General features: G+C 70.5%; 27 protein-coding genes and 1 pseudogene. 13 read left to right on the top strand and 15 right to left on the bottom strand.

The window, feature by feature from the left end; all coding sequences use genetic code 11:
• Positions 1-34 precede the first annotated feature (34 nt).
• Complete coding sequence (locus LBN7_RS14280; protein WP_116635641.1) at positions 35-322, bottom strand: NHLP leader peptide family RiPP precursor; 288 nt, start codon at positions 320-322, stop codon at positions 35-37.
• Positions 323-584: 262 nt separating this feature from the next.
• Here LBN7_RS14280 and LBN7_RS14275 point away from each other — a divergent pair, with 262 nt between their 5' ends.
• Entirely contained in the window at positions 585-764 is a 180-nt protein-coding gene (locus LBN7_RS14275) for a hypothetical protein (RefSeq protein ID WP_116635640.1), read from the top strand.
• Positions 761-1,102 (top strand): hypothetical protein, encoded by a 342-nt coding sequence (locus tag LBN7_RS14270; RefSeq protein WP_341947723.1) that lies wholly within the window; start codon positions 761-763, stop codon positions 1,100-1,102. The genes LBN7_RS14275 and LBN7_RS14270 overlap by 4 nt, the downstream gene beginning before the upstream one ends.
• Before the next feature lie 67 nt (positions 1,103-1,169).
• Here the strand turns inward: LBN7_RS14270 and LBN7_RS14265 are convergent.
• Positions 1,170-1,245 (bottom strand): annotated as a pseudogene (locus LBN7_RS14265).
• Between the two features lie 139 nt (positions 1,246-1,384).
• Here LBN7_RS14265 and LBN7_RS14260 point away from each other — a divergent pair.
• Positions 1,385-2,302 carry a hypothetical protein gene (locus LBN7_RS14260; RefSeq protein ID WP_407360030.1) on the top strand — a complete coding sequence of 306 codons (918 nt, stop codon included), beginning with the start codon at positions 1,385-1,387 and terminating at the stop codon, positions 2,300-2,302.
• Positions 2,303-2,314: 12 nt separating this feature from the next.
• Here LBN7_RS14260 and LBN7_RS14255 read toward each other — a convergent pair whose 3' ends face one another.
• The gene (locus tag LBN7_RS14255; protein WP_116635637.1) at positions 2,315-3,301 is read right to left on the bottom strand and encodes a YafY family protein; all 987 of its coding nucleotides are present in this window, start codon (positions 3,299-3,301) and stop codon (positions 2,315-2,317) included.
• 62 nt (positions 3,302-3,363) lie between these two features.
• Here LBN7_RS14255 and LBN7_RS14250 point away from each other — a divergent pair, with 62 nt between their 5' ends.
• Together LBN7_RS14250 and LBN7_RS14245 are read left to right on the top strand one after the other, a co-directional pair.
• Positions 3,364-4,413 carry an ATP-binding cassette domain-containing protein gene (locus tag LBN7_RS14250; protein WP_407360029.1) on the top strand — a complete coding sequence of 350 codons (1,050 nt, stop codon included), beginning with the start codon at positions 3,364-3,366 and terminating at the stop codon, positions 4,411-4,413.
• On the top strand, positions 4,410-5,189 hold the full coding sequence (locus tag LBN7_RS14245) for an ABC transporter permease (protein WP_116635635.1): 780 nt from the start codon (positions 4,410-4,412) through the stop codon (positions 5,187-5,189). Before LBN7_RS14250 ends, LBN7_RS14245 begins: the two co-directional genes overlap by 4 nt.
• Positions 5,190-5,395: 206 nt before the next feature.
• Here the strand turns inward: LBN7_RS14245 and LBN7_RS14240 are convergent, their stop codons facing one another.
• From LBN7_RS14240 to LBN7_RS14220, 5 genes are all read right to left on the bottom strand, one after another.
• Positions 5,396-6,784 (bottom strand): DUF6716 putative glycosyltransferase, encoded by a 1,389-nt coding sequence (locus LBN7_RS14240; RefSeq protein WP_407360028.1) that lies wholly within the window; start codon positions 6,782-6,784, stop codon positions 5,396-5,398.
• Positions 6,781-7,653, bottom strand: coding sequence for an N-acetylneuraminate synthase family protein (locus LBN7_RS14235; protein WP_116635633.1), 873 nt, complete (start codon positions 7,651-7,653; stop codon positions 6,781-6,783). The genes LBN7_RS14240 and LBN7_RS14235 overlap by 4 nt, the downstream gene beginning before the upstream one ends.
• Before the next feature lie 95 nt (positions 7,654-7,748).
• A complete protein-coding gene (locus tag LBN7_RS14230; protein ID WP_407360027.1) occupies positions 7,749-8,933 on the bottom strand; it encodes a cytidylyltransferase domain-containing protein in 1,185 nt (394 codons plus the stop codon).
• Positions 8,930-10,303, bottom strand: a complete 1,374-nt coding sequence (locus LBN7_RS14225) for a polysialyltransferase family glycosyltransferase (RefSeq protein ID WP_407360026.1) — start codon at positions 10,301-10,303, stop codon at positions 8,930-8,932. The genes LBN7_RS14230 and LBN7_RS14225 overlap by 4 nt, the downstream gene beginning before the upstream one ends.
• Positions 10,300-11,436, bottom strand: a complete 1,137-nt coding sequence (locus LBN7_RS14220; RefSeq protein ID WP_407360025.1) for a glycosyltransferase family 2 protein — start codon at positions 11,434-11,436, stop codon at positions 10,300-10,302. Before LBN7_RS14220 ends, LBN7_RS14225 begins: the two co-directional genes overlap by 4 nt.
• On the opposite strand from LBN7_RS14220, the gene LBN7_RS14215 reads away from it, so the two are divergent.
• Positions 11,435-12,331, top strand: coding sequence for a hypothetical protein (locus LBN7_RS14215; RefSeq protein WP_407360024.1), 897 nt, complete (start codon positions 11,435-11,437; stop codon positions 12,329-12,331). The genes LBN7_RS14220 and LBN7_RS14215 overlap by 2 nt on opposite strands.
• Positions 12,332-12,372: 41 nt before the next feature.
• The gene (locus LBN7_RS14210) at positions 12,373-12,663 is read left to right on the top strand and encodes a DUF4229 domain-containing protein (RefSeq protein WP_116635628.1); all 291 of its coding nucleotides are present in this window, start codon (positions 12,373-12,375) and stop codon (positions 12,661-12,663) included.
• A gap of 133 nt (positions 12,664-12,796) precedes the next feature.
• On the opposite strand, the gene LBN7_RS14205 is transcribed toward LBN7_RS14210, so the two are convergent.
• From LBN7_RS14205 to LBN7_RS14195, 3 genes are all read right to left on the bottom strand, one after another.
• Positions 12,797-13,792, bottom strand: coding sequence for a 1,4-dihydroxy-2-naphthoate polyprenyltransferase (locus tag LBN7_RS14205; RefSeq protein ID WP_407360023.1), 996 nt, complete (start codon positions 13,790-13,792; stop codon positions 12,797-12,799).
• Positions 13,793-13,937: 145 nt separating this feature from the next.
• Entirely contained in the window at positions 13,938-14,228 is a 291-nt protein-coding gene (locus LBN7_RS14200; RefSeq protein WP_407360022.1) for a DUF4287 domain-containing protein, read from the bottom strand.
• A 14-nt stretch (positions 14,229-14,242) separates the two neighbouring features.
• Entirely contained in the window at positions 14,243-14,608 is a 366-nt protein-coding gene (locus LBN7_RS14195) for a cupin domain-containing protein (protein ID WP_116635625.1), read from the bottom strand.
• Between the two features lie 45 nt (positions 14,609-14,653).
• Here LBN7_RS14195 and LBN7_RS14190 point away from each other — a divergent pair, with 45 nt between their 5' ends.
• A complete protein-coding gene (locus LBN7_RS14190; RefSeq protein WP_407360021.1) occupies positions 14,654-15,679 on the top strand; it encodes a DUF5937 family protein in 1,026 nt (341 codons plus the stop codon).
• A 24-nt stretch (positions 15,680-15,703) separates the two neighbouring features.
• Here LBN7_RS14190 and LBN7_RS14185 read toward each other — a convergent pair whose 3' ends face one another.
• Entirely contained in the window at positions 15,704-16,162 is a 459-nt protein-coding gene (locus LBN7_RS14185) for an Lrp/AsnC family transcriptional regulator (protein WP_116635623.1), read from the bottom strand.
• A gap of 72 nt (positions 16,163-16,234) precedes the next feature.
• On the opposite strand from LBN7_RS14185, the gene LBN7_RS14180 reads away from it, so the two are divergent.
• Positions 16,235-17,719 carry a DUF6421 family protein gene (locus LBN7_RS14180; RefSeq protein WP_407360020.1) on the top strand — a complete coding sequence of 495 codons (1,485 nt, stop codon included), beginning with the start codon at positions 16,235-16,237 and terminating at the stop codon, positions 17,717-17,719.
• Between the two features lie 94 nt (positions 17,720-17,813).
• On the top strand, positions 17,814-18,455 hold the full coding sequence (locus LBN7_RS14175; protein ID WP_407360019.1) for an SDR family NAD(P)-dependent oxidoreductase: 642 nt from the start codon (positions 17,814-17,816) through the stop codon (positions 18,453-18,455).
• 31 nt (positions 18,456-18,486) lie between these two features.
• Here LBN7_RS14175 and LBN7_RS14170 read toward each other — a convergent pair whose 3' ends face one another.
• Entirely contained in the window at positions 18,487-19,956 is a 1,470-nt protein-coding gene (locus LBN7_RS14170; protein WP_407360018.1) for an MFS transporter, read from the bottom strand.
• Between the two features lie 83 nt (positions 19,957-20,039).
• Between LBN7_RS14170 and LBN7_RS14165 the strand changes: the two genes are divergently transcribed.
• Positions 20,040-21,107: a threonine aldolase family protein gene (locus LBN7_RS14165; RefSeq protein WP_407360017.1), complete on the top strand. Its 1,068-nt coding sequence runs from the start codon at positions 20,040-20,042 to the stop codon at positions 21,105-21,107.
• A gap of 24 nt (positions 21,108-21,131) precedes the next feature.
• Here LBN7_RS14165 and LBN7_RS14160 read toward each other — a convergent pair whose 3' ends face one another.
• Positions 21,132-21,737: a DUF4916 domain-containing protein gene (locus LBN7_RS14160; protein ID WP_341947703.1), complete on the bottom strand. Its 606-nt coding sequence runs from the start codon at positions 21,735-21,737 to the stop codon at positions 21,132-21,134.
• 71 nt (positions 21,738-21,808) lie between these two features.
• Between LBN7_RS14160 and LBN7_RS14155 the strand changes: the two genes are divergently transcribed.
• Together LBN7_RS14155 and LBN7_RS14150 are read left to right on the top strand one after the other, a co-directional pair.
• The gene (locus tag LBN7_RS14155; protein WP_407360016.1) at positions 21,809-22,465 is read left to right on the top strand and encodes an alpha/beta hydrolase; all 657 of its coding nucleotides are present in this window, start codon (positions 21,809-21,811) and stop codon (positions 22,463-22,465) included.
• A gap of 319 nt (positions 22,466-22,784) precedes the next feature.
• Complete coding sequence (locus LBN7_RS14150; RefSeq protein ID WP_407360015.1) at positions 22,785-24,473, top strand: ABC-F family ATP-binding cassette domain-containing protein; 1,689 nt, start codon at positions 22,785-22,787, stop codon at positions 24,471-24,473.
• On the opposite strand, the gene LBN7_RS14145 is transcribed toward LBN7_RS14150, so the two are convergent.
• Positions 24,470-25,759, bottom strand: a complete 1,290-nt coding sequence (locus LBN7_RS14145) for a PA2928 family protein (protein ID WP_407360014.1) — start codon at positions 25,757-25,759, stop codon at positions 24,470-24,472. The two genes, LBN7_RS14150 and LBN7_RS14145, sit on opposite strands and share 4 nt — an antisense overlap.
• Positions 25,760-25,850: the final 91 nt, after the last annotated feature.

Below are 25,850 nucleotides of genomic sequence, written 5' to 3'. Positions count from 1 at the left end.
ACGGCACGGCGATCTCGTCAGCGCGGCGAGCCGACTACTTCTTGCCCAGCTTCCCGTAGTCCTCGGGACGCGACAGCTGCGGGTAGTAGAACCCGCCCGCGACCGAATCGAGCGCCTCGTCCGAGAGTTCGCTCGGACGAGCAGGCAGGGAGATGTTGATCACGTCAGCGGTGTCTTCGTTGACGACGACACGCTTGCCTGCCGGCAGTTCGACGCCCTCGGCGAGGAGCGTGGCGCCCGGGTCGGCGAGGAGTCGGGCACGGAAGTCGTCGTCGGCCCAGGCCTTGGCGATGATCTTGGCGTAGTCGTTCTGTTCGGACATGAGAACCTCTCGTTCACGTGCATCGGATGTTCGAACGCGGAGAGCCCCCGCTCGATGACCTCAACGATCCCCGCTGGGCGCCCGCACGACCATGGACCTGAATCCCCTCTCCGTGATCGCGCACCGGTCTCCCCTCCCGCCGAGAGGACGCACCGTGACGAAGGGGCGACCTGCGTCCATGGTGACGCCGTGCTGTGCCGTCACACGATGGACTGACAGACCGCAGCGCCAGCCCGGCGGCGTCTGTCGAAGGGATGGAACGGTGGACGATCACAACGAGGAGAAGCCGACCTCGGCCTCCGGGGAGCTCACCGACGAGCAGCTGGCGGAGGTGGCCGGAGGGAGCACCGCCCCGTCCACGCCGATGCCGGATGCGAACCGGATGAAGCCGTATCCGCCCTGGCCGGGATCGCTGCAATCGACTGAAACGGAGCCCACATGACCGACACCTCCCGCCCCGCCCCGCGGAGCGCGACCGCTTCCGAAGCGAGCATCCTGCCCAGCGACAGGCCGGCCACGCGCTCGCTCGGCCTGGCCATCGCCAGTCTCTTCTTCGCGCTGTCCGTCCCCATCCCGGTCTGGGGTCTGTTCATGCTCTTCCTGGCCGCGCCGCTGGGGATCGCCGCACTGATCAACGGGCACTCCTGGCTCAAGGCATCCCGGATGTCCGCGCCGGGACGGCGGAAGGTGCAGACCGCGCTCGTGCTCGCGTACATCAGTCTCGCGATCTGCGCCCTCACGACCCTCTTCTGGGTGATCACCATGGCCGTGCCGCGCTGAGGCGCCGGTCACTCGCGAACGAGAAGGGCCGCGATCTCCGGGGAGGGAGATCGCGGCCCTTCTGACGTGGACGCGACGGCGGGAGTCGAACCCGCAACGCCGTCAGATATGAGCTGAGGCCCGGGACCGCCCGGATCGCCGCGATGGAGACGACGTTACCGGGCCGTGACCTTCTTGGCCAGGATCATTGCCTGAGATAACCCGATGAGTCTTCCGATGACTCCTCCGATCGTCCGGAGTCGTTCGGGATCCCCGTCGGCGGTCGGGTGTACCGTCACGGGCATGGCCCCTGCGCTCGACTCCGCGACCACCGCGCAGAAGACGCATCGGTACCTGCGGCTGTCGCTCGTCTTCGTGGTCTTCGCGCTCCTGGTGAGCGTGGCGCTCGAGACGGTCGTCGTGTCCTGGGAGCCGCTCGCCTTCGGCTGGGAGCCGCTCCCCTCGATCAGCCATTACTTCTACACCCCGGCGCGCAACGTGTTCGTCGGGGCGCTGATCGCCGCTTCGCTCGCACTCCTCGCGCTGTCCGGACGCAACAGGGCGACGATCCTGCTCGACATCGCCGCCCTCTTCGCGCCGCTCATCGCTCTCGTGCCGACGGGCATCGACCCCGAGCTTCCGATCGGTGGGCTCGCCTGCCCCGGCACGGAGGAATGCATCCCCGCCGCGTACCTCGACGATGTCCGCGCGGGTGTCGCCGCCTATGCCGTCGTCGTGATCGTCGTCGTCGTCGCGCTGGCCGTGATCCGCGCGAGACGGGGAATCACGACGCCGGGTTCCGCCCTCGTCTCCGTCATCGCCGTCGTCACGGCGGTCGTGATGGCCGGCCTCGCCTTCCTCCCCGGGGTGAACGCCGACTTCCCGTTCAACTTCTGGCCGTATCCGCCCAGCATCCACTTCGCCGTGACGCTGATCTTCTTCGGGATCTTCGCCGCCGTGCCGATCCTGCACTCGCGCGGGCCCGTCGACGAGACCGAGACGCCTCCGACCGCGCGGCAGAGATCCGTCTATCGCTGGGTGGCAGGACTCATGATCGCGGATCTGCTGCTGCTCCTCGCCGCCTTCGTCTTCCGCGAGCAGCTGGGCGACGTCCCGCTCGTGCTCCTCGGCGAGACCGTCGCCCTCAGCCTCTTCGCGTGGTTCTGGTGGGTGCAGACCTTCCAGCGCTGGGACGACGCGAATCCGCCGAGTCTCACCTGAACGGCACCGCTGTCACGCCCGCGCCGCCGGCGTCGGCCGGTCGATCGCCCGCAGCAGACGCTCCACCGCCTCGCGCAGCTCGGCGCGATCCTGATCGGGGAAGGTGATCGCGTACTCGACGCCCTCGGGGATCCAGAGGAACGCGTACATCGCCTCGCGCCAGTCCGACCCGCCGATCGGCCACCGGGTGTGCGTATCCCCCTCGGCCGTCGCGCCCTGCCACCAGGGCCCGAAGCGGTCCTGCATCTCGGCGAGCGGCAGTTCCATCACGGCATCCCCCTCGACCTTCTGCGGCGACCACGACGACGCGATGAGCACCCGCTCCTCGATCTCCGCCTCGGTGATCTCCCGGCGCGGGAACAGGACGCGGGTGTGCTCGACCGATTCGATCCGGTCGACGCGGAACGTGCGCCAGTCGTCTCGATCGAGATCCCAGCACAGCAGGAACCACTTGCGCCCGGCGGGTGCCAGCGCGTGGGGCTCGACGCGGCGGATGCTCTCCGCACCGGCCGCGTCGACGTACCGCAGGCGCAGCCGCTCGGTGTCGCGGGTGGCGAGGGCGATCTCACCGAGCACCACGGGCGAGACCACGGGACCGTCGCCGATGCGCGGGGTCTGCACCGAGGCCGCGAGCGCGTTAACGCGTCGACGCAGCGCCTGCGGCAGCACCTGCTCGAGCTTGGCGAGCGCGGTGAGCGTGACCTCGGGGCCGCCCACGAGCTGCTGCGTGGCCGCGACCCGCAGTCCGATCGCCATCGTGACGGCCTCGTCGTCGGTGAGCAGCAGCGGCGGCACGGCGCTCCCTGCCTCGAGGCGATAGCCTCCTGCGGCTCCGGGCGTGGATTCGACCCGGTAGCCGAGCTCGCGCAGGCGGTCGACGTCACGGCGCACGGTGCGCTCGGTGACGCCGAGCCGCGTCGCGAGTTCGGTTCCCGGCCAGTGCCGATGCGTCTGCAGCAGGTTGAGCAGGGCGAGGGCTCGAGAGGTGGTGTCGGACATGTCTCACAGATTGCCAGACATCGCGGACAGGATCTGTCCTGGTTGCCTTCCAGCTTCGAAGCATGACGAACGAATCCATCATCGAAACCGAGGGCCTCACCAAGGTCTTCACCGTCAAGAAGAAGAAGGTCGAAGCCGTCACCGACCTCTCCTTCACAGCCGCCCGCGGCGAGCTCGTCGCGTTCCTCGGCCCGAACGGCGCCGGCAAGTCCACCAGCCTCCGGATGCTGACGACGCTCATCCCTCCGACCGCCGGCACCGCGCGGGTGGTCGGGCACGACATCCGGACGGATGCCGCCGGCGTCCGCGCCCGCATCGGCTACGTCGGACAGCTCACGAGCGGCAGCTTCTCGCAGCGCGTGCGCGACGAGCTGCTCAGTCAGGGGTCGTTCTACGGCATGTCGAAGCGCGACAGCATCCGTCGGGCCGATGAGCTGATCGAGTCGCTCGACCTCTCCTCGTTCGCGACGCGGAGCGTGCAGCAGCTCAGCGGCGGGCAGAAGCGCCGGCTCGACATCGCCCTCGGCCTGATGCACGCCCCGCCGCTGATCTTCCTCGACGAGCCCTCCACCGGACTCGACCCCCAGAGCAGGGCGAACCTCTGGGAGCACATCCTCGATCTCCGCACCCAGCACGGGACGACGGTCTTCCTCACCACGCACTACCTCGAGGAGGCCGACCGCTACGCGGAGCGCGTGATGGTCATGGACAAGGGCCGCATCATCGCCGACGACAGCGCGACGGCCCTCAAGGCGACGCTCGCCGGCGACGTGCTCACCTTCGGCTTCGCGGATGCCGCGACGGCGGCGAGCGCGCACCCCGTGGTCGCCCGCCTCAGCACCGCGAAGGTCGCGCTCGACGGCGACGCCGTGTCACTTGCCGTGCCGGACGGCGACCGGCTGCTGCCCGTGATCGTCCGCGAGTTGGATGCCGCGGGCATCTCCGTCACTCGGGCGACGGGCGTGCCGCCGACACTCGACGACGTGTTCCTCGCGCTCACCGGCCGCACCCTCCGTGAGGCCGGGGAAGGGACGGATGCCGAGAACGAGACATCCGATTCCGACACGGCAGACACCGCTTCCGAGACCAGCAAGACAGGAGTCCTCTCATGACCGCCATCGACACGCTCGTGCGCCCCAACCTCGCGCGCGACACGAGGAACGTGCTCACCCGCGAGCTCAAGCCCGTGATCCGCGATCCCTTCACGCTGATCTTCAGCCTGCTGCAGCCACTGATCTTCCTGGGGCTGTTCGCGCCGCTGCTGATCGGCGACTCCGGGCGTCCGGCCGGCGAGACGCTCGCCTGGTTCGTGCCGGGGGTACTCGTCATGATCGTGCTCTTCGGCACCGGAGCCACCGGATCGAATCTGCAGTACGAGATGATGACCGGCTCGCACGAGCGCACGCTCGTCGCCCCGCTCGCCCGCTCCTCGCTGCTGGTCGGGCGCGCACTCAAGGAGATCGCGCCGATCGTCGTGCAGGCGCTGGTTATCGTCCTGATCGCGTGGCCGTTCGGGTTCGCCGCCGACATCCCGGGCCTGCTCATCGGACTGGCGCTGCTCGCCGTCTTCGGCGTGGGGCTCGGGTCGCTCTCCTACTCGCTGGCGCTCGCCACGAAAGACCGCGAATGGCTGTTCTGGGGCGTGCAGCAGTCGCTCATCTTCCCGCTGCTGATCCTGTCGGGCATGCTGCTGCCGCTCGACGACGCTCCGGGCTGGATGCGGGCCGTGGCCTCGGTCAACCCGATCAACTGGGTCGTGCAGGCCGAACGCGCCCTGTTCGCGGGCGACCTCGGCGACATCACCGTGCTCTGGGGCTGGGTGTCCGCGCTCGCGGTCGCGATCGTCGGACTCGTGGTCGGGGTCCGCGCGATCAAGCGCAGCAGCTGAGTGCACAGCATTCGAAGCACAGCCGAGCGGGCCGTGGCGTCGGGAATCCCGGATGCCACGGCCCGCTCGCGGCGTGTCCGCAGGCGAATCGCCGTGCGCGCGAGACTTCGTCCGTGTTTCCCCCTGGCAGAGCGGATGCCGCTGCACAGCCGCCAAGAGCCTGAGGCAGCTCGTCGAATGGGGCCCCGGATGTCCGCGCCGCGGGCTCAGCGCCGGATCGAGTCGTGGAACGGGTTCGGCTCGAGCGTGAAGTCGGTCGACGGGTCGCCCCAGGTGCCGCCGTCCGACGGCTCCCGACGACGGCGCACCGCCGACAGAGCGCGCGTGGCCGGTGCTCCGACCGTCAGCGCCAGCCCGCCCCGGAGCGACCGGTCCTCGCGCCCGAGCACACTCGCCCGATGCCACGCGTCGTGCAGAGCACCGCCTCGCGCTGCGGGGACGCGACGGTGCGGAAGGGCGCCGGCCCGGCGCATCGCCACGAGCTCCTGCACCCGCTGCCACCAGTCCGACTCCGCCTCGGGATGGAAGTAGTTGTCCCGCAGCCAGTCGGGGTGCGGATGCCGGAAGCGACCGGCCACGACCTCGTTCCGCCCGCCGAGCAGGCCGCTGCCCACGAACACCGTGTTCAGGAGGCTCTTGCTCACGCCGAAGGAGTCGAGCGCGATCACCGGGATGCCGAGGGCGGTCGCCTCGATGGCCGCGGTCGAGCTCACGGTGACAAGGCCCGCCGCGCTCTCCAGTGCCGACGCCATCGAGTCGTATGAGAAGACGAGGTTGCGGGGTCGGCGGGGCGGAAGCAGGGCGACGTAGGGATCGCGTTCGAGATGCGTCTCGGCCTCCCCCGGTCGCGACCGCAGCTTCACCACGACGCGACGGCCGGGATCCGCCTCGGCCGCCCGCACGAGAGTCGCGGCGATCTCCACGCGCTCCTCGTGCGCGACCGGCACGAGCGCCTGGGCCGCGAACACGATGTCGGTCGCCGGCGGACGCACCGCGACCGGCAGCGGCGGACGCTCGGCGACCGCGACCCCACCGGGACGAGCGGCGAGCGCCTCGACGCGAGCGCGCTCGGGACGCAGCATCCGCTGGCGTCGGCGCGCGAAGGGGAGGGTCGCGAGCGCTGTGGGCATCGTGACGCCGATGTGACGGCTGAGCTCCGCGAAGGCGCGCTCCTCCCGGTGCGAGTGGACCACCAGCAGATCCGTGTGCCGCCGGTAGTCCAGCGCTCCGCGCTGCGCGGGGATCGCCATGCCGGGGAGGCCCGAGATCGTCACCGGCCGGTGCGTCAGAGAGTCGATCACTCGTCCCATGAGCCGGACGAACGGTCCGCGACCCGCCAGCAGCACCACATCGGGGCGCTGGCCTTCGAGCCATCCGGCGGTCTCGGCGAAGCTCACGCGCGTGACATCCTCGGGGCGAAGACCGGTGCCGGCGAGGGCCGTGCGCTGCTGCTCGACGCTGGCGGTGAGCGGAGTACGCACGAGGAGCAGATGCGGCCGGAGCCCCGGGACGCCGCCGAGGAGGGCAGCCGACCACTTCACGAACGAGTCGGCATCCGCGATCGCTATGACGCGGATGCCCGCGGCATCCGTCATGCGGGGATGCGGCGGAGCTTCGCCATCGGCGCGCGCTCGCTGTCGAACACCCGCTTGACGCCGTCGCCGAGCGCCTTCTCGATCACGCGGATGTCGCGGACGAGGTGCTCGAGACCGGTGGGCTCGAGAGAGGCGGCGTGGTCGGAGCCCCACATCGTGCGGTCGAGCGTGATGTGGCGCTCGACCGCGACCGCGCCGAGCGCGACCGCCGCGAGGGAGATCTGCAGCCCGCGCTCGTGGCCGGAGTAGCCGACCGGCACGCCGGCGTAGCGGTCGCGGAGCGTCGAGATCACGCGCAGGTTCGCCTCCTCCGGCTCGAGCGGATAGGTCGAGGTGGCGTGCATCAGCACGACGCGATCCGTGCCGAGCGTGTCGAGCGCCCGGTCGATCTGCTCGATCGTCGACATCCCGGTGGAGAGGATGACGGGCTTGCCGGTCTCGCGCAGGGCGACCAGCAGCTCGGTGTCGGTGAGGCTCGCCGAGGCCACCTTGTGGGCGACGACGTTGAGCTCTTCGAGGAAGGCGACGCTCGGCACATCCCACGGCGAGGCGAACCAGTCGAGGCCCTGCATCGTGGCGTGGTCGCCGATCTCGACGTACTCGTCGCGGCCGAACTCGACACGGCGCCGGTAGTCGAGGTAGCTCATGGTCCCCCACGGCGTCTCGCGCGGGACGTCGCGCATGTGCTCGGGGGTCGAGATCTCCGGCGTGCGCTTCTGGAACTTCACGGCGTCGGCGCCGGCGCGCGCGGCGACGTCGATGAGCCGCTTCGCGATGTCGACGTCTCCGTTGTGGTTCAAGCCGATCTCGGCGATGACGTAGGCGGGACGGCCGCCGCCGATCACCCGTGAGCCGATGCTGACAGTCATGATTCCTCCGGTCGTCGAACGGCCCTCGCGGACCCCTCCCTCCTGGGTACGCGGCGGGGGTGAACATCGCGCGACCGGAGGGTTACCGGCGGCGGTCAGCTCGACAACACCCGCTCGACCAGCTCGCGAACAGCACCGTCGCCGCCGCGACGCCGCAGCACGACGCGGGCCTCCGCGAGGACCAGCGGATGCGCATCCGCGACCGCGATCGGCCAGCCGACGATGCGCAGGGCGGGGAGGTCGTTGACGTCGTTGCCGAGATAGGCGATGTCAGCGAGGGGCAGATCGTTGTCGTGCGCCCAGACGCGCAGGGCGGCCTCCTTGTCCTCGATGCCGTGCAGCACCGGGACGCGCAGCTTGTCGGCGCGCGCGCGGACGACGGGATTGACCTCGGTCGACAGGATCAGCATCGGCACCCCCGCCCGGCGGAGCAGCGCCACGCCCATGCCGTCCTCACGGCTGACGCGCACGCGCTCCCCGCCGTCGGCGTCGATGATCGCCGTGTCATCGGTGTGCACGCCGTCGAAATCGGTGACGACGGCCCGCACCGGGATCGGGCCGACGGTGTCATGCAGTGCGGCGAGCGCACGCGCGATGCGCAGCTGGTGCTCGTCGTCGATCTCGATCGCCGTCCACTCGGGCACCTCGGCGACGCGGGTGCGCCCGAAGAAGCGGTGTCGGCTCTGACGGAACCCCTCGGCGCGGAAGACGTAGAAGGCGCCCGTCTCGAGGTGGTGCGGCTCCCGGTCCTGACGCCGCGGCCGGTGCGATGCGTCGTGGTTGATCGCGATCGCCGCGCCCTCGGCGTCGCGCCGCCAAAGGAACCCATAGGTCTCGTGCGCCGAGAAGACGCTGTCGGCGCGATCGGCGCGCACCTCGTCGACCGCTGCGGACAGGGCATCGCTCGGGATGAAGGGCGACGTCGCCTGCAGGAAGGCCACGATGTCGAAACGCTCGCCGTCGGCCTCGAGTGCGTCGAGCGCATGCAGGATCGCGCTCTCCGATGCGGCGGTGTCGCCGGAGAGCTCTGCCGGCCGCCGGATCACGCGCGCGCCGGCCGCCGCGCCCACCGCCGCGATCTCCTCGTCGTCCGTCGAGACCACGACCAGGTCGATACTCGCCGCCACTGCCGCCCGCACCGCGCGCTCGACGAGGGGAACACCGCCGACCCGCTGCAGATTCTTGCGCGGGACCTGCTTCGATCCACCGCGCGCCGGAATGATCGCCACCGTCCTCGGCACCGTCTTCACCGTCGTCTCCACTGTCGCCTCCACCGTCATCTCCCTCGTATCGCCCGCCATGCCCGCCCGACCCTGCGGCGAGCGCCGATGGCCGTGAGCCGCCACTCCTCGACTCTGCCCACTCCTCCGGCGGGGCGCAGCATCCGTCGCACGATGCCGTCGGCCGGGGCCCCGGGCAGCCGCAGGTCGGCGAGCCTCTCCGGCGCGAAGTACCGGTCGCGCTCGGAGGCATCGAGCCCGCGGAGGAGCTCTTCGGCCCGGGGTCGCAGGTGCCCGGCGACCTCCGGCTGCATCGCGTAGCCGACCGCGTCGACCAGCAGCTGCAGGCGTGCGGGATCGGCGTACGGCGAGCGCTCGCGGGTGAGGGCGTCGACGATGGTCGCCGGGATCCTGTTGCTGTTCTCGAACGGGGTCAACCGCCGGAGCACAGTATCGGCGCCGGCCGCACCGATCGCCCGGCCGAACAGCGCGTGCACGGTCGGGAGCGCGGTGGAGAACCCCGCCACCACGGCCACGGCGTCGAGCCGCTCGGCCAGCAGCTCGGCGGCGAGGCCGCCGCGATACTCCTCGAAGGCCGCACCCTGCGCCGTCGCCCGCGCCCGCACCGCGTCGGTCAGCAGCGGAGGAGCCGACGGATGCGGCTTGAAGACGATGCGCCGTGGCGACCAACGTGCGGCGCGGTCGATCATCTGCTCCTGGAGGGCGATCTCCTCGGCGGGGCTCATCAGCCCGAGGGCCGAGAGGTACTGCCCGAGCACGAGCACGGTGGGGAGCTCCTCGTCGAACAGGGCATCCGTCTCCCCGGCATCCGTCTCCGCGGCATCCGTCTCTCTGAGCGCGGCGGCGAAGACCGCGGGAGGCACCGGCACGATCTCGGCGTGCGGCGATCCGACGAGCGGGCGCACGCCGGGCACGACATCGGCGTGCACGACGCGTCCGATGCGGGCGGCGACCGTGTGCGGCAGGCGCACCCGCATCGGCGAGTAGGTCATCAGGCCGTCGCCGATCACGGTGATGCGGGCGTGCGGGAACAGCGACATCAGCGTGCGCGCCGGTGCGACCTGCGGACTCTGCACGAACAGCTCCAGATCGTGCGGATCCAGCGACCAGACGCGGGTGAGGAGACGCTCGAGGATGGGCAGGTCGCCGTCGGACGGTTCCCACGAGCTCGGATGCAGCGGCCCGAGGATCCCCTCGAGCTCCTCGATGCGACCGAACCGCTCCCGCAGCGAGCGCAGCGCCGGGTCGGCGGCGATGCCCACGGTGGTCTCCGGGACGCGCGACGAGGTGAACGGGACGAGGAGGCGGTCGACATGCTCGGGCGTCGTCGTGTCGAGCAGCCCGGCATCGATCGCCGCGGACGCCGTCGCGAGTCCGTAGGCGCTGTGCAGGGCGAAGAGCTGGGTCACGACGCCCTCCCCGCCTGCCGGAGCACCCGTGCGAGCACGCGCCGACGCGGGCCGTCGAAGCGTCCGAGCACCGCGGCGACCTCGGCATCGGGGAGCCTCGCCAGCACGTCACGGATGCCGGCGCGCATCTCGGCACGCAGCGCCGGTCGCATCCTCCGGGAGCGCACGAGGTGGTGGGAGCTCAGCGCGAGCGCGGTCCACACGGCCTTCGCGCGGAAGCGGTCGGCCTCAGGGTCGGTGTCGACGGTGTCGAGCACCTGGTGCATCGCCTTCGCGAAGTCGAGCTGGCGTCGATCCCGCACCTGCGTCAGCGAGGTCGTGACACCGCGCCGGTAGAGCAGCGCGGGCGCGTCGACGACGGCGAAGCTGTCGGCCCGCAGGTGCAGTCGCCAGATCCACGGGCGGTCCTCCGCCGTGAACAGGCCGGGCGGGAAGGCGGCCAGGCCGCGGTCGATGATCCGACGGTGGAAGAGGCCCGCCCACGCGAAGGGGTAGTCGACCATCGTGGACTCGTTCTCTGGGAGGATCGCCTCCCGCGCCGGTGTGACCTGCTCGCGCCAGGGGTGCGGCGCGCGCACCAGAGCGCGACGGCCCGCGGTCACCGTGACGTGGTCGGTGCGGAGGAAGTCGCAGCCGAGTTCGCCGAGCCGCGAAGCGAGCACCTCGAGGCGCCGCGGCTGCATCCAGTCGTCACCGTCGAGGAAGCAGAAGGCCTCTCCCTCGACATGCGCCAGCCCCTGGTTGCGCGCACTCGCCAGCCCGAGCGGCCGCGGATTGCGCACGAGCTCGGCCCGCCCGAAGCGCTCCGCGTAACGCTGCATGATCGACCCCGTGTCATCGCGGGATCCGTCTTCGATCGCGACGAGCTTGAGCGCAGCCGGGTCGGCGAACTGGCGGGTGAGCGTCTCGAGCGTCGTCCCGATGTACTCGCCGGCGTCCTTGGCCGGCAGGATGACGGTGACGAGGGGTGTGCGCACGGATCTCCCGGTGGTGAGCGGTGTCAGGCATGGTGTCAGGCGTTCGTTGCCGACCGGGGACGCGCAGGTGAACGCGCGGTGTCCTGCGCGGGCGAGTTCGCGCCGCGCGCGGGCGAGTTCGCGCCGCGGCCTCCGATCGGCGACGATGGACGGCATGCTCTGGCCCTTCGGATCGACCTGGCGCCCCGTGCGCCAGAAGCGGCGCGACACCGTGGATCTGCGGTGGCTCAGCGCCCGGTCCTGGACTCAGCGCTGGTACCCGCAGGGCATCGATCTCGGCCTCTGGCGCGGGCGGCGCACCCTCGCCGTCAGCTGGTTCCGCCAGGACCGCGCCAGGAACCACCTCGCCTCCCGGGTCGCCTTCGTCGACCTGGAGCGGTCACGGCACCTCGACGTGCTGCTCGCGGTGGATGACGGCGACGGCGAGCTCCTGCCGGCGCAGATCCACGCCGGCGGGCTCGCCTGGTTCGACGATCGCCTGTTCGTGGCGGCGACCGGTCGCGGCATCTGGGAGTTCGACCTCTCCGACATCCGCCGCGTGCGCGGCTCCCTCGCCCGGCGACTGGCCGGAGCCCGCGGCCGCGGCTGGCGAGCGACCGCGCTGGTCGCGGTGCGGACCAGGGTGCATCCGGTGGATCTGCGGTGCTCCTACCTCGGCCGCGTGTTCGATGCCGACGGCGAACCGCTGCGCCGCGTGCTCATCGGCGAGTACCGCACCGACGGCAGCGGCCGGATCGGCGAGTTCGACATCCCGGACGGCGACGACGACCGATTCGAGGAGACGGAGCGCTTCGCCCCCAGCATCCGCTCGATGCAGGGCGCCGTCCGCTGGGGAGACCGCTACTTCGTCTCGCAGTCGGACCGGCTGCGCCCCGGCATCCTCTGGCGCGGCACGCGCGACCGACTCGAGCGAGACCCGGTCTCCCTGCCTGTCGGCTGCGAGGACCTCGCGCTCGATCCGGACGAGAGGCTCCTCTGGTCGCTCGGCGAGCATCCGTGGCGACGCGTGGTGCGCGGCATCCCGTTCGCCGGCCTCGGCATCGACGGCTGAGCGGTCGGGGAGCTCATAGGGCGCGAACGTAGACTGACGGGGTGAAGAAGACCGCCCCTTTCCTCGTCTACACCGTGCTGCGGCTGCTGGCGTTCCTCGTCCCGCTCGCGATCCTCTGGTTCTTCTTCCCGATCTTCCGCGAGTTCTGGTGGCTCGCCGCGATCTTCTCGGCCCTCATCGGCGTGAGCATCTCGATGCTGTTCCTGCGCGCCCCCCTGACCGATGCCTCCGCTCGCCTGCTCGAGCGTCGCGAGAGCCGCACCTCGGGCGCCCGGACCGACGCGGATGCCGAAGCCGAGGACGAGGCGATCGACGGAGACTCGAGGGCCTGAAGCTCGCTCGCTCTGGGCCTCTTCGTGAGCCCGCCGAGCCACCCCTCTCTGCGCGAGCCGGTCCCGTGAATCCGCTCTCAAGGGGCGGGTTCGTTTCCCAGGGGCCCGGTTCGGCGAGTGGCGGATGCCGTCGTCAGCCGACGAACGCCCAGAACAGCGCGCCCGCATACAGCAGCGCGGTGAGCGAGGTGAGCGCGAGGGCGACCACCAGCTCGCGCGGCCGACGATAGGTCCACACGATCAGGATGGCCGGGAGTCCCGCCAGCAGCGCGAGCAGCGCGATCCAGGCGATCGGGAACAGCAGGGCGAGGAACACCGCGATTCCGAACGGCGCGAGCACGAAGAGCGTGAACAGCACCTGGGTCGCGCGACGGCCGATCAGCACCGTCAGGGTGCGCTTGCCGACCTCGCGGTCCTGATCGATGTCGCGGAGGTTGTTGGCGAGCAGCACCGCGCACGCGAAAAGGCCGGCCGCGATCGCCCCGAGCCACGCCTGCTGCGGCAGGTCGAAGATCTGCACCCAGGTGGTGCCGAGCGTGGCGACGAGCCCGAAGAAGACGAAGACGAACACCTCGCCGAGACCGTAGTACCCGTACGGGCGCTTGCCGCCGGTGTAGAACCAGGCGGCGACGATACAGGCAGCGCCGACGGCGAGCATCCACCACTGTCCCGTCCGCACCACGATCGCGACGCCGACGGCGGCGGCGAGGGCGAAGAAGATCAGTCCGATGATGAGTACGGTGCGCGGCTTCACCCGGCCCGAAGCGGTGAGACGCGCGGGTCCGACCCGGTGCGCATCGGTGCCGCGGATGCCGTCGCTGTAGTCGTTCGTGAAGTTCACGCCGATCTGCAGCAGCACGGCGACGGCGAGGCAGGCGAGCGCGATGACCCAGTGGAACTCCGGTCCGGTGCTGCGCGCGGCTCCGGTGCCGATGACCACGGGAGCCACCGCGAGCGGCAGGGTCCGCAGGCGCGCAGCGCCGATCCAGTCGGACGCCGTGACGGGGCCCGCTTCGATCACCGGGCGCTTCGCGGGGTTGCCGCTGCGCTTCGCCGGGTTGCCGCTCGTGCGGGCCGGGGTGCGCTTCGCGCTCGTGCTCTTCTTCTTGCGCTGTGAGGATGCTGCCACGCAGGGAATCCTACTGGCCGCACCGATGCGGGCCCTTCGACCAGCTCAGGGACCCACTCGCTGGGTCGCTGAGCCTGTCGAAGCACTGCTGGGTCGAAGCACCGCTGGGTCGAAGCACCGCGGGGTCGCTGAGCCCGTCGAAGCGTCAGGGATTCGGGTTGCTGTCCTTGCCGTCGAGCCAGAGCGTGTCGGACTTGTCTCCGTGCGCGCCGCCCTTGCCGACGTGCTTGTCGCTGATCTTCGGCCCCTTGACGATCACGTGGACCATCGCCTGCGCGTGTCCGTGCCCGAGGCTGTACTCCTCTTTGAGCCAATTCAGGACGACGGTGGACTTGGTGGTCTCGTCGAAGCCCTGCTCCTTCGCGAGAGCGATGAACTGCCGCGGGGTGAGGCCGGTCTGGGTCTCGACCTTGTCGAGGTATGCCTGGAAGGACATGGGGGCTCCTGGTTTCAGTCCTCGTCGAGGAACGTCTGGATGATGGTGGCGGATGCGTGGATGCCGATGATCTTCAGGACGCCGTCCCCGACGTTCGTGAAGCAGTGCGGTGTGAACGCGGGACCGGTGGCGGTGTCTCCGGCGCCCGCGACGAAGGTGTCGTCGCCGACGGTGATGCGAGCGGTGCCCTCGAGCACGACCCAGGTCTCAGGATAGGGATGCCAGTGCAGGCCCGGGCCCTCGCCCGGCTGATTCTCGACATAGAAGTACGAGACGGCTGCGCCGTGCTCGGCGCCGACGAACCGGCGGCTGCGACCGGTGCCGATACGGATGTCAGCAGCGGCGATGATTCCTTCGGGGAGGAGTTCTGTGCTGTTCATGGCTCCAGTCTCGACAGCCATCGGAGCCCACCCTAGAGTTTCGATGTGGATCGAAACAGCGTGCCGGTCGAGGGCGTCGAGCATCCGGATCACCGGGTCGAGTTCCACCTGAGCCCGGGAGACATCCAGGCGGTGCGCTTCGGGATCTCGCCAGGGCACGAGCTGGCGCACGCCGTGCGGGTGCTGCGGCGACCCGAGCAGCACCCGCTGCAGTGGGGGTGGCTCCGCGTGGTGCGCGACCGCCTGCCGCGCGACGCCTTCGGCCTGCTCGTCACGGTGATCGGCGACGACGGCTACCTGCCCGACTTCCTCACGGCAGCTCCGCACTGGGAGATGACCCCGGATGCCGAGCTCGCAGCTCTGCGCGATGCCCCGCTCGAGGGGATGCGCGTGGACTTCGGCAAGATGGTGCTCCGTTCGACCGGCGCGCGGCAGCGGGCGCTGCGCGGGATGCAGGACGACCCCGCTCGCGCAAGGCGCATGATCGCCGACGCCTGGTCGGAGGTGTGGGACGCCGCGCTCGCGCCGGTGTGGCCGCAGCTCGAGCGCCTGCTGCGCGCCGACGTCGCGGTGCGATCCCGCACGATCGCGACGGCGGGCATCGCGCGCATGGCCGGAGCCCTCCACCCGCAGGTGAGCTGGGGCGCCGACGCCGTGCGGGTCTCGCTCCGTCGGCACAGCGAGCAGGTCGACTGCCACGGCAGCGGGCTCGTGCTCGTCCCGTCGGTCTTGTCGTCGTGGGGGTGCATGGTGCTCACCGAGCCGCCGGCGCAGCCGACCCTGTTCTACCCGGCACGCGGCGTGACCGCGGGCTGGGCCCGGGACGCGACCGAGATCGCGGATGCCCTGGGAGCTCTGCTCGGCCCCGCGAGGGCAGGCATCCTGCTCCGCGCGGGGACCGCGCGCACCACGTCGCAGGTCGCCAGGGAGGCCGGGATCACGGCGTCGACGGCCTCGCATCATCTCACCGTGCTCCGCGAGGCCGGGCTGATCGCCAGCGAGCGGGACGGCGCGCGGATGCTGCATCTGCGCTCGCCCCTCGGCGAGGCCATGGTCGGCGCGGTGCTCTGAGGCGGGCGGAAGTCTCCCGGGCGGCTACGCCTCGGTGGCGAGCGGGATGATCGGCCGGTGCTCGTAGTACGTCTGCAGGACGACCGTGGTCCGGGTGCTGACGTTCGCCGCCGTGCGCACGTCGCGCACCAGTTCCTCGAGCGCGCGCGGCGAGGCGACGCGCACGAACAGCATGTAGCTCGCATCGCCCGCGATCGAGTGGCATGCCTCGATCGCGTCGAGGTGCTCGAGCAGTTCGGGGGCGTTGTCGGGCTGCGCCGGGTCGAGGGGCGTGATCTCGATGAACGCGGACAGCGGCGTGCCCACCAGTTCAGGATCGAGGATGGCACGGTAGCCGGAGATCACGCCGCGCGTCTCGAGGCGACGCAGTCGCGACTGCACGGCAGAGACCGAGAGACCGATCGCCTCGGACAGCTGGGACAGCGTGGCCCGGCCGTCGCGGGCGATCTCCGCGACGATCGCGCGGTCGACAGAATCATCCATGGATGTAAGATTATCGTCAGTATTCCGTTATGGCCGGAAAGTTTCCGGCATTCCTCAGGATCGGAGGTCCCGATGTCCATCATTTCCGCCAACAGCTCCGCTGCACAGGCCATCGTCGGCGAACCCGAGGTCGTCGAGGACACTTCGACAGGCTCAGTGCAGGCGCACTCTGCATCGAAGGGCGTCGAGGACTCCGCCGCCTGGGCGCAGTTGAAGGATGCCGCGATCGCGATCCGCGAGCTGCAGGTCAAGGACGGTTCGATCCCGGAGGCATCGACCGACTCGGCCGTCCACGGGAAGGCCACCGAGCTCGTCGCGGCCATCACCGCCGGCATCCGCGCTCTGGCTCCCGTGTTCCCCCACGACGCCGACTACCTGGCCGCCTCGATCGTCGACTTCGACCGCTGGGCGTCGGAGGGCTTCGGAGTGCCGGACTTCCTCGACTCGCTCGTGGCCTTCCAGCCGCAGCAGCACCGCGTCGACGGCATCCGCCACCTCGTGGTCTTCCCGATGTACACGCAGAACGGTTCGAGCGACCGTCTCGTCGAGGCGCTCATCGTCGAGACCATCTGGCCGGAGTTCATCGCCGACCTCGAAGCCGGCGACTACGGCAACAAGCTGTTCGCCTCGCTGCGCCTCGTGGACTTCACCCCCGGCTACGACACGAACTCGGCCGTGCTCTTCCCCGAGACCGTCGCGATGCGCGAGATCCCGTCCTTCACCTGGGGTGCGATCTTCCAGGACCGCGAGGCCGCGCGCTACCGGCGCGTGACCCGTGCCGCCGCCGAGATCACGAAGCTCGACCTGCCGGAGCGCGCCGCCGCGATGCTCGACGACCAGGCGCTGACCGAGCGCGCGTTCGTGATGTGGGACATCATCCACGACCGCACGCACATGCGCGGCGACCTGCCGTTCGACCCGTTCATGATCAAGCAGCGGATGCCGTTCTTCCTCTACTCGCTCGAGGAGCTGCGGTGCGACCTGACCGCGTTCCGCGAGTCGGTGAAGATCGAGCGGTCGCTCGCCGCCCGCGCATCGGCCGGCGAGGACCTCACCGCGATCGAGCGCGAGACGCTGGATCAGGCCGGTCTCGTGCAGTACGCCGTGATCTTCGACCGCATCTTCCGGTTCGCGATCACGGGCTCGCGCGTGCGCAACTACGACGGCCTCGGCGGACAGCTGCTGTTCGCCTGGCTGCACCAGCGCGGCGTGCTGCACTGGACCGACACGGCCCTCGCGTTCGACTGGGACGCTGTCCCCGATGCGGTCGTCGGTCTGGGCGACGCGATCGACGAGCTCTACTGGCGCTCGATCGACCGTCCGAAGACCGCGCACTGGCTCGCGGCCTACGACCTGGTCCGTAGCGTGCTCACGCCGCACCCGGCGTCGAACTGGGCCCGCGGGCTCTCGGACGAGATCCTCTCCGGAGCCCCGAAGGGCTACACCGACGCCGTGCTGGACGACGAGTTCCCGCTGTCGATGTTCTTCGAGGCCCTCGACAAGAAGATGAAGCCCGTGATCGAGTCGACGGTCGGCATCCGCGGCACCGACGACTGATCCGCCGCCGACTTCTGCGGCCATTCCGAACTTCTGCGGCCATTCCGGGCCGGATCGGCCGCAGAAGTTCGCCTCATCCGCGAAAGTTGAGAACATGACCGTCATCGACCGCACCATCGTCCTCGCTGGCGCGACCAGCGCCTCCGGCCTCGCCCTCGCACGGGCTCTGGTCGACGCCGGCGCGCGCGTCGTCGCCACGGGCCGCTCGGTCGAGCGACTTCAGCCGCTGAAGGATGCCGGTGCCGAGGTCGAGGTCGCCGACGCGACATCGCTCGACGACATGACCGCTCTCGCTGCGCGCCTCGGCTCTGTCGACGGCGTGATCTCGCTCGTCGGGGGCTGGCGCGGCGGCGGCGGGCTCGCCGGGCAGTCCGACGACGACTTCCGTGCCCTGCTGCCCGCACTCGAGGCGGTGCGTGCGACGAGCCGCGCCTTCGACGCCGCCCTGCGCGCATCGGATGCCGGACGATTCGCGATCGTCTCATCGACGGCGGTCGCCCGGCCGCTTGCCGGAGGAGCGAACTACGCGGCGGTGAAGGCCGCGAGCGAGGCGTGGACCCGCGCGGTCGCGCAGGGGTACGCGAAGGCCGCTCGGGATGCCGATGAGCCGCTGCGCGCAGCATCCGTCGTCTTCCGCGCGAAGGCTCTCGATCCGGCCGCGCTCGCGCCGGCGATCGTCGCGCTGTGGGACTCGGATGCCGCTGAGCTCAACGACCGGATCGTCGACCTGGCCTGAGCTCGCGGTGGGCGGCGGTGCAGCAGCGCCGTCAGATCGACCGCTCGGGCAGTTCCGGAGGCGACCCGCGCACCGGTGCAGGCGCATCGACACCTCGCTGCTCGGGCAGCTCTCGCTCATCACCTGCATCGCCCGCCGCGGCTTCCGGAGTGCTCGTGCCCTGCCCATCCTCGTCTTCGGGCATCGGATCCGGCGCGGTCGCGTACAGCTCCGTGAGGTGGCGATACGAGCGCGTGAAGAAGGCCAGCGTGGCGGCGACGACCATCACGAGGCCCGCGAACAGGCAGATCAGCGCGATGCCGCGCGCCTCGCCCTCGCCGAGCAGCCAGCCCCACTGCCGCTGCCCCGCGGAGCTGTCCATGTACGGGATGATGAGAAACTCCGCGAGCGGCGCGATGAGGAACGCGGTGATCGGGGCTGCCGCCGCCTCCATGGCCGCGGCCACGCCGAACACCCTCCCCTGGCGCTCGAAAGGCACGACCTTCTGGATCACGGTCTGCTCCGCGGCCTCGACCGGCGGGACCAGGGCCATGTAGACCCACATGCCGATCACGTACAGCGGCCACCACTCGCGCAGCATGAAGACCGAGCCGAGCAGGCCCATCGCGATGACGACGAGCAGCATCGTGCGCACGGGTTTGCGCCCGAGGCCGAACTTCGCCACCAGGCCGCCGCCGATCAGGAACCCGGTCGAGGCGAACGCCAGAGCGAAGCCCCAGGTCTGCGCGTCGAACAGCGTGAGCCCGTACGGGTCCATCAGCGCCATGTAGACGCCGCCGATGAGGTTGTTGAACGTGGAGAAGATGATCAGGGCGAACAGCCCGGGCGCGAGCCGGATCGCCTGCACGCTGCCACGGAAGTCCAGCGCGCTCTTGCCGTTCGGATCGGGTTCCGGCGTGCCCTCGGGGATGCGGATGAACAGCAGGTGGGCGAACGTGACGGCCATCGCCCCGATCGCGATCGCGAGCGTCCATCCCATGCCGAGGAACCCGATCGAGAGTCCGGAGAACACGCTCGTCACCAGGAACGCGATGCCCTGCACGGTGCCGACGAGTCCGTTGGCGTTCGCGCGCTTCTCCTCCGGCACGAGGAGGGTGACCGTGGTGGACAGCGCGATGTTGCGCAGCTGCTCGATCACCCCGCCGAACAGGATGATTCCCGAGAACAGCCAGAACCAGGGGCCGCCGAGGTCGAGGAGCGGCGCCTCGCCCTGCCAGACGTAGAGCACGCCGGCGATGAGGAACGCCACGGCCGAGATCACGCTCGACAGCAGCATGACCGTGTGCTTGCGGTGCCGATCGACGATCGTGCCGAACAGCATCGCGAAGAACGCGATGAAGAGCATGTAGGCGCCGCCGATGATGCCGGTCGCCAGCACGGACTGCGTCTCGATGTACACCCAGAACGTGAGCGCGAACCACAGGAAGCTCGTCGTCACGTTCGCGATGAGCGTGTTGACGAGGACGTTGGCGAATGCGGTCTTCGCTGCGGTGCGCTCCATGTCTCCGAGGGTAGGACGAGCCTCGGACATCCGGAACCCCTCCGCGGTGCCCGCCCCCGTCATCCGGGACATAGGCTTGTGCGGTGAGCCTTACGCATGACCCCGCGATCCGGGGATTCGCCAGTGACAACTACTCCGGCATCCACCCCGAGGTCCTCGCGGCGATCGCCGCGGCGAACGGGGGCCACCAGGTCGCCTACGGCGAGGACGCGTACACCGTGCGCCTGCAGGAGGTCTTCCAGGCGCAGTTCGGCGAGGGCGTGCAGGCGTTCCCGGTGTTCAACGGCACCGGCGCGAACGTCACGGGCCTGCAGTCGATGCTCCCGCGCTGGGGTGCGGTGATCGCGGCCTCCACCGCGCACATCAACGTCGACGAGGGCGGTGCCCCCGAGAAGATCGGCGGATTCAAGCTGCTCACCGTCCCGACCGACGACGGCAAGCTCACCCCCGAGCTCATCGACCGCGAGGCCTGGGGCTGGGGCGACGAGCACCGCGCGCAGCCGCTGGTGGTCTCGATCACGCAGTCCACCGAACTCGGCACCCTGTACACGGCCGACGAGATCCGCGCGATCGCGGACCATGCCCACGAGCGCGGCATGAAGCTGCACCTCGACGGCGCGCGCCTGTCGAACGCCGCCGCTGCCCTCGACCTGCCGCTGCGCGCCTTCACGCGCGACGCCGGCGTCGACGTGCTCAGCTTCGGCGGCACGAAGAACGGCGCGATGCTCGGCGAAGCCGTCGTCGTGCTGAACCCCGCGGCATCCGACGGTCTCATCTACTCGCGCAAGTTCAACATGCAGCTCTCCTCGAAGATGCGCTTCGTCTCGGCCCAGCTGATCGCGCTGCTCGAGGGCGACCTGTGGCTGCGCAACGCCCGGCACTCCAACGCGATGGCCGCGCGCCTCCGGGCATCCGTCGAGGCGGGCATCGCCGACGGCTCGATCCGCGGCGTCTCGTTCACGCAGCCGACCCAGTCGAACGGCGTCTTCGCGACGCTCCCCGACGGCGTCGCCGACAGCCTGCGCGAGTCCTTCCGCTTCTACGACTGGGATGCCGCGCGCAACGAGGTGCGCTGGATGTGCAGCTTCGACACCGAGGAGTCCGACGTCGACGCCTTCGTCGCGGAGCTGTCGCGCCTCACCAGCGCCTGAGCGGGCGAGGCCCGTCGAGACCCGTCAGCGCAGCAGCCCGAGGTTCGCGAGAGCCAGGCGGATGAGCGTGCCGCGGCCGCCCTCCATCTCGGCGGCGACCGCGTCGGATGCCGCGGCCTCCGGCGGGAACCAGGTCACCTCGAGCGCGTCCTGACGCGGCTCGCAGGTGCCCGTGACCGGCACGACGAACGCCAGCGACACCGCGTGCTGACGGTCGTCGTGGTACGCGCTCACACCCGGGATGGGGAAGTACTCCGCCACCGTGAACGGCAGCGGCTGCGGCGGGAGCAGCGGGAACGCCATCGGGCCGAGGTCGTTCTCGACGTGACGGAAGAGCGCGTCGCGGATCGTCTCGCCGAAGCGCACTCGACCGGACACGATCGTGCGGGTCATCTCGCCCATCGGCGTCGAACGCAGCAGTATGCCGATCTCGGTCACCTGCCCGGACCCGTCGGTGCGCACCGGGATCGCCTCGACGTAGAGCATCGGCAGATGCCGACGCGCCTCTTCGAGCTCGATGTCGCTCAGCCACCCGGGATTCGAGCCGGGTGCCGACGGATTCGCATCGCGGAAGGCGCCGAGACCGTCGTCTTCGGGTTCCGGGTCGGGATCAGGTGTGCGGACGGACATGTGTCCTTTCTACCAGCCGCGCCTGACCGTGCGAGGTGGGGCGCGTCGGATGCCGCTGGCAGGATGTCGGTGTGAGCGAGAACCTGACGATCGACGACGCCGCGACGAGATGGTCGTCCGAAGAACGAGGACGGATGCCGCTGCTCGTGCTCCTGCACGGCTACGGCGCCGACGAGCACGACCTGTTCGGCCTCGTCCCCTACCTGCCCGACGGCATCGCCGTGGCATCCGTCGCGGCTCCCCTCGCACCGCCGTGGCCGATGCCCGGCCGCTCGTGGTATCCGATCGAAGGACTCGACGGCCGGAGCCCCGACGCGGTGACATCCGCGGCCGAAGCGTTCCTGCGCTGGCTCGAGGGCGCGGTGGGCGACGCCCCCTCGGTCGCACTGCTCGGCTTCTCGCAGGGGGCTGCGGTCGCGCTGCAGACCCTCCGCCTCGCGCCGGAGCGCTTCGGCGCGATCGTGGCGCTGAGCGGCTACGCGTCGCCCGGGCCACTCCCCCGCGATGAGGAGCTCCGGGAGCTGCGCCCCGCCGTCTTCTGGGGCCGCGGAACGAACGACGACGTCATCCCTCCCGCCCTGATCGACCACACCGCCCAGTGGCTGCCCGACCACTCCGAGCTCTCCGGCCGCGTCTACACGGGGCTGACGCACAGCATCTCCGAGGAGGAGCTCGCCGACGTGCGTCTGTTCCTCACCAAGTGGATCGACGGGATCGTCGCGTCCTGACCTGCGACACGCCCGGGGTTGCGCGTCGCGACACGCCCGGGTATCGTCGATGCGTCCTGTCCGCCGTGTCTGGAAGTCCTTTGATCTGATCCGTCGCCTCCGCGCCCCTCTTTCCGCGCGCTGACCCGACGACCCTTCGACAGGCTCAGGGACCCATCCCGCTCAGGGACCATCCCCTTCAGGAACAGTCCCGCTCCGGGACATTCCCGTTCCGGGACCCTTCCGCCTCTCCAGGAACTTCCGCCTCTGCTCCGACCGCTCGCGGCTCGTGACCGAGGTCCGGCGTCAGTGCACCCTCGCACTCGACAGGAGACATCCCATGTCACAACCCACCCTTCATGCGTCGGTCACTCTCGACCGACTCACCTTCACCTGGCCGGACGGCTCGCACGCTCTCGACGGACTCTCGGGCGCCTTCGGCTCCGGGCGCACCGGTCTCGTCGGCCGCAACGGCGCCGGGAAGTCCACGCTGCTGCGCCTGATGGCCGGCGAACTCGAACCGACATCGGGCGTCGTCACGGCATCCGGCGATGTCGCGTACCTTCCGCAGCAGCTGACGCTCGACGTCGATCGCCGCGTCGCCGAGCTCCTCGGCGTGTCCGAGGCGCTCGACGCGGTGCGCGCGATCAGCACCGGTGACGTCGACCCGGCGCACTTCGACGCGGTCGGCGACGACTGGGACATCGAGGCGCGCGCCCAGGCGTCGCTCGCAGAGGCGGGCCTCGCCCCGGACTTCCTCGACCGCCGGGTCGGCGAGCTCTCGGGCGGCGAGGCCGTGCTGGTCGCGATCGCCGGCATCCGCCTGCGTCGTGCGCCGATCACGCTCCTCGACGAGCCGACCAACAATCTCGACCGCGACGCCAGGGCGAAGCTGGGCGCGATGGTGCAGGCCTGGAAGGGCACGCTCATCGTGGTCAGTCACGATCTGTCGCTGCTCGAGCTCATGGACGACACCGCCGAGCTGTACGCGCAGAGCCTGAGCGTCTTCGGAGGCCCGTACTCCGAATGGCGTGCCTGGCTGGATGCCGAGCAGGATGCCGCCAAGCAGGCCGAGGTCACCGCCGCGCAGGCGTTGCGCAAGGAGAAGCGCCAGCGCATCGAGGCCGAGGTGAAGCTCTCGCACCGCACCCGCACGGCGAAGAAGGCCGAGATCGAGAAGCGCGTCCCGAAGATCATCGCGCACGGCCGCAAGATGGCGGCCGAGGTGTCGGCGGGCAAGCTCCGCGCCGAAGTCGGAGCGAAGGAGGAGGCTGCGCGCGCGACCCTCGACGAGGCCGGGCGCCGGGTGCGCTCGGACGCGTCGATGAAGATCGAGCTGCCGGATCCGCAGGTCTCCCGGTCGCGGCGCATCGCGATGCTCGGCGACGAGGAGCGGGCGTGGGTGCTCCAGGGCCCCGAGCGCGTCGCCCTGATCGGGCGGAACGGGGCCGGCAAGACGACCCTGCTCGAACGTCTGGTCGCCGGTGCACCGCAAGTCGGCGTTCACGATTCAGCAAGAACTCGCGACGACGGCCCGGATTCGGCGATCCCGACCGAATCCAGCGCGTTCTTGCTGAATACGGAACGGCCGCCCCTCGTCGCCGAGGCCCTCACCGACCGCATCGGCTACCTGCCGCAGCGGATCGACGGCCTCGACGCGGACCGCTCGGTGTTCGAGAACATCGCGGCTGCCGCCCCGCAGGTGCCCGAGAAGGAGCTGCGGAACCGGCTCGCCCGGTTCCTCATCCGCGGTGCGACCGCCGAGCGCCCGGTATCGGCGCTCTCCGGCGGCGAGCGCTTCCGGGTCGCTCTGGCGAAGCTGCTGCTCTCGGACCCGCCGCCGCACCTCGTGGTGCTCGACGAGCCGACGAACAACCTCGACATCGATACGGTCGACCAGCTCGTCGAGGCCCTGCGGGCCTACCGCGGAGCCGTGCTCGTCGTCAGCCACGACGATGCGTTCCTGGCGCGGCTCGGCCTGGATCTCACGCTCGAGATCCAGGCCGACGGCACGCTGAGCGAGGTCTAGCTCAGCGGAGACACCCACCACGGCACGACTCCCACGGCGACCTGTCGGAGCGTGCCGTCCTCCTGCAGCACGAAGAGGGTGTTCGGGTACCAGGAGTCGGGGGCGGCGGCGAGGACCGCCGTCGTCCCCGACGGTCCGGTGATCGCGCGCACGGCATCCGCCCCCATCTCGACCGTGTCGACGAGCTGTCCCGTCGCGATGTCCACACTGCTGAGCAGCCTCTTGTCGGCGTTCACCGATTCCCGATGCTGCACGAGCACGAACCCGGTGCCGGATGCCGCAGGGGCCGGGATCGACTCCCCGGTCAGTCGGCTCGCCGCCTCGAGGAGAGCCTCGATGTCGTCGGGATCGACCCCGGTGAAGTCGCCCTCCAGGAACTGGCCGGTGTCGAGCATCACGCCGAGCCGCGGCTCCACACCCGTCTCGGGGAGGATCTCCGCGTCGACCAGTTCGGTGCGGCGGACGAGCTGCTCATCGGACGACGTGATCACCAGGGCGTCGCGATCCACCGCCGCGGAGAGCGGCTCGATCGCGAAGGTCGTGCCGTCGGGGGCGATGGCCGTGTCGACGAAGCGCGTGAGCGCGCTGGTGTCCAGGAACGCCGAAGCGCTCAGCGTGCCCTGCCAGCGGCTCGCCACCACGGCATCCGCCGGCTGCGCATCCAGCACGCCGACCGGGATCTGCACGAATCCCCCCGAAGCGGTGAGCGCCACCACGGCGTTCGCCTCCGCGTCGTAGCCGTATGCCGAGGCGGAGAGCACCGCGTCGGCGCCGAGCCCGGAGATGCCGGTGCCCTGCGCCTCGATCGCCCCCGTCGCCGCGTCGAGGATCACGAGGCCCTCGTCCGTGCCGATGTAGACCCGCGACGAGTCGCCGGCCAGGGCGACCGCCTCGCTCGCGAGCTCCTCGTTCAGCCGCTGGTCCCACAGCGCCTCGCCGTCGGAGAGCCGGATCGCCGTCGCCCGCGTCTGGAAGATCGACTCGAACAGGCCGGGACGGGAGGAGTCGGCGTAGACCACGACGGCCACGTCCTGCTCGTCGATGCTGAGGACGGCGGACCCCGGCAGGATCTCGACATCGCGGGTCGGCGGCGTGGAGATCCAGGCGACCAGGGCGATCGTGCCTCCGACGAGGACCGGCGCCAGGAAGAAGCCGAGGAACCGCAGCCGGATGCGCCGGCGCACCTTCCGCGGGTCCCGCGGCCCTCGCGTCGGCAGCGACGTCGACTGCAGCGGCAGGACCGTGGTGCCGTTGAGTACATATCCTCGCGACTCGTTGGTGTTCATGTCGCCAGGATGCCGTGGCGCGCGGGATCTCCCGATCACGGGTTCTCCGTCGTGCGCGCCCGAGCGGACCCTCTCTCTATAGGCTGGCGAC

Source organism: Microbacterium sp. LBN7 (assembly GCF_045690345.1).
In the GTDB taxonomy this organism is placed as follows: Bacteria; Actinomycetota; Actinomycetes; order Actinomycetales; family Microbacteriaceae; genus Microbacterium.
The sequence above is the reverse complement of the archived record's forward strand: the minus strand, read 5'-3'. Positions and strand labels throughout refer to the sequence as shown.

Coding starts and splice junctions, on each gene's coding strand:
- LBN7_RS14185 (WP_116635623.1), bottom strand. CDS start 16,162: ATGGATGATTCTGTCGACCGCGCGATCGTCGCGGAGATCGCCCGCGAC.
- LBN7_RS14150 (WP_407360015.1), top strand. CDS start 22,785: ATGTCACAACCCACCCTTCATGCGTCGGTCACTCTCGACCGACTCACC.
- LBN7_RS14255 (WP_116635637.1), bottom strand. CDS start 3,301: ATGTCCGACACCACCTCTCGAGCCCTCGCCCTGCTCAACCTGCTGCAG.
- LBN7_RS14245 (WP_116635635.1), top strand. CDS start 4,410: ATGACCGCCATCGACACGCTCGTGCGCCCCAACCTCGCGCGCGACACG.
- LBN7_RS14235 (WP_116635633.1), bottom strand. CDS start 7,653: ATGACTGTCAGCATCGGCTCACGGGTGATCGGCGGCGGCCGTCCCGCC.
- LBN7_RS14195 (WP_116635625.1), bottom strand. CDS start 14,608: ATGAACAGCACAGAACTCCTCCCCGAAGGAATCATCGCCGCTGCTGAC.
- LBN7_RS14175 (WP_407360019.1), top strand. CDS start 17,814: ATGACCGTCATCGACCGCACCATCGTCCTCGCTGGCGCGACCAGCGCC.
- LBN7_RS14270 (WP_341947723.1), top strand. CDS start 761: ATGACCGACACCTCCCGCCCCGCCCCGCGGAGCGCGACCGCTTCCGAA.
- LBN7_RS14230 (WP_407360027.1), bottom strand. CDS start 8,933: ATGACGGTGGAGGCGACAGTGGAGACGACGGTGAAGACGGTGCCGAGG.
- LBN7_RS14200 (WP_407360022.1), bottom strand. CDS start 14,228: ATGTCCTTCCAGGCATACCTCGACAAGGTCGAGACCCAGACCGGCCTC.
- LBN7_RS14220 (WP_407360025.1), bottom strand. CDS start 11,436: ATGCCGTCCATCGTCGCCGATCGGAGGCCGCGGCGCGAACTCGCCCGC.
- LBN7_RS14215 (WP_407360024.1), top strand. CDS start 11,435: ATGCTCTGGCCCTTCGGATCGACCTGGCGCCCCGTGCGCCAGAAGCGG.
- LBN7_RS14280 (WP_116635641.1), bottom strand. CDS start 322: ATGTCCGAACAGAACGACTACGCCAAGATCATCGCCAAGGCCTGGGCC.
- LBN7_RS14250 (WP_407360029.1), top strand. CDS start 3,364: ATGACGAACGAATCCATCATCGAAACCGAGGGCCTCACCAAGGTCTTC.
- LBN7_RS14180 (WP_407360020.1), top strand. CDS start 16,235: ATGTCCATCATTTCCGCCAACAGCTCCGCTGCACAGGCCATCGTCGGC.
- LBN7_RS14260 (WP_407360030.1), top strand. CDS start 1,385: ATGGCCCCTGCGCTCGACTCCGCGACCACCGCGCAGAAGACGCATCGG.
- LBN7_RS14160 (WP_341947703.1), bottom strand. CDS start 21,737: ATGTCCGTCCGCACACCTGATCCCGACCCGGAACCCGAAGACGACGGT.
- LBN7_RS14145 (WP_407360014.1), bottom strand. CDS start 25,759: ATGAACACCAACGAGTCGCGAGGATATGTACTCAACGGCACCACGGTC.
- LBN7_RS14170 (WP_407360018.1), bottom strand. CDS start 19,956: ATGGAGCGCACCGCAGCGAAGACCGCATTCGCCAACGTCCTCGTCAAC.
- LBN7_RS14240 (WP_407360028.1), bottom strand. CDS start 6,784: ATGACGGATGCCGCGGGCATCCGCGTCATAGCGATCGCGGATGCCGAC.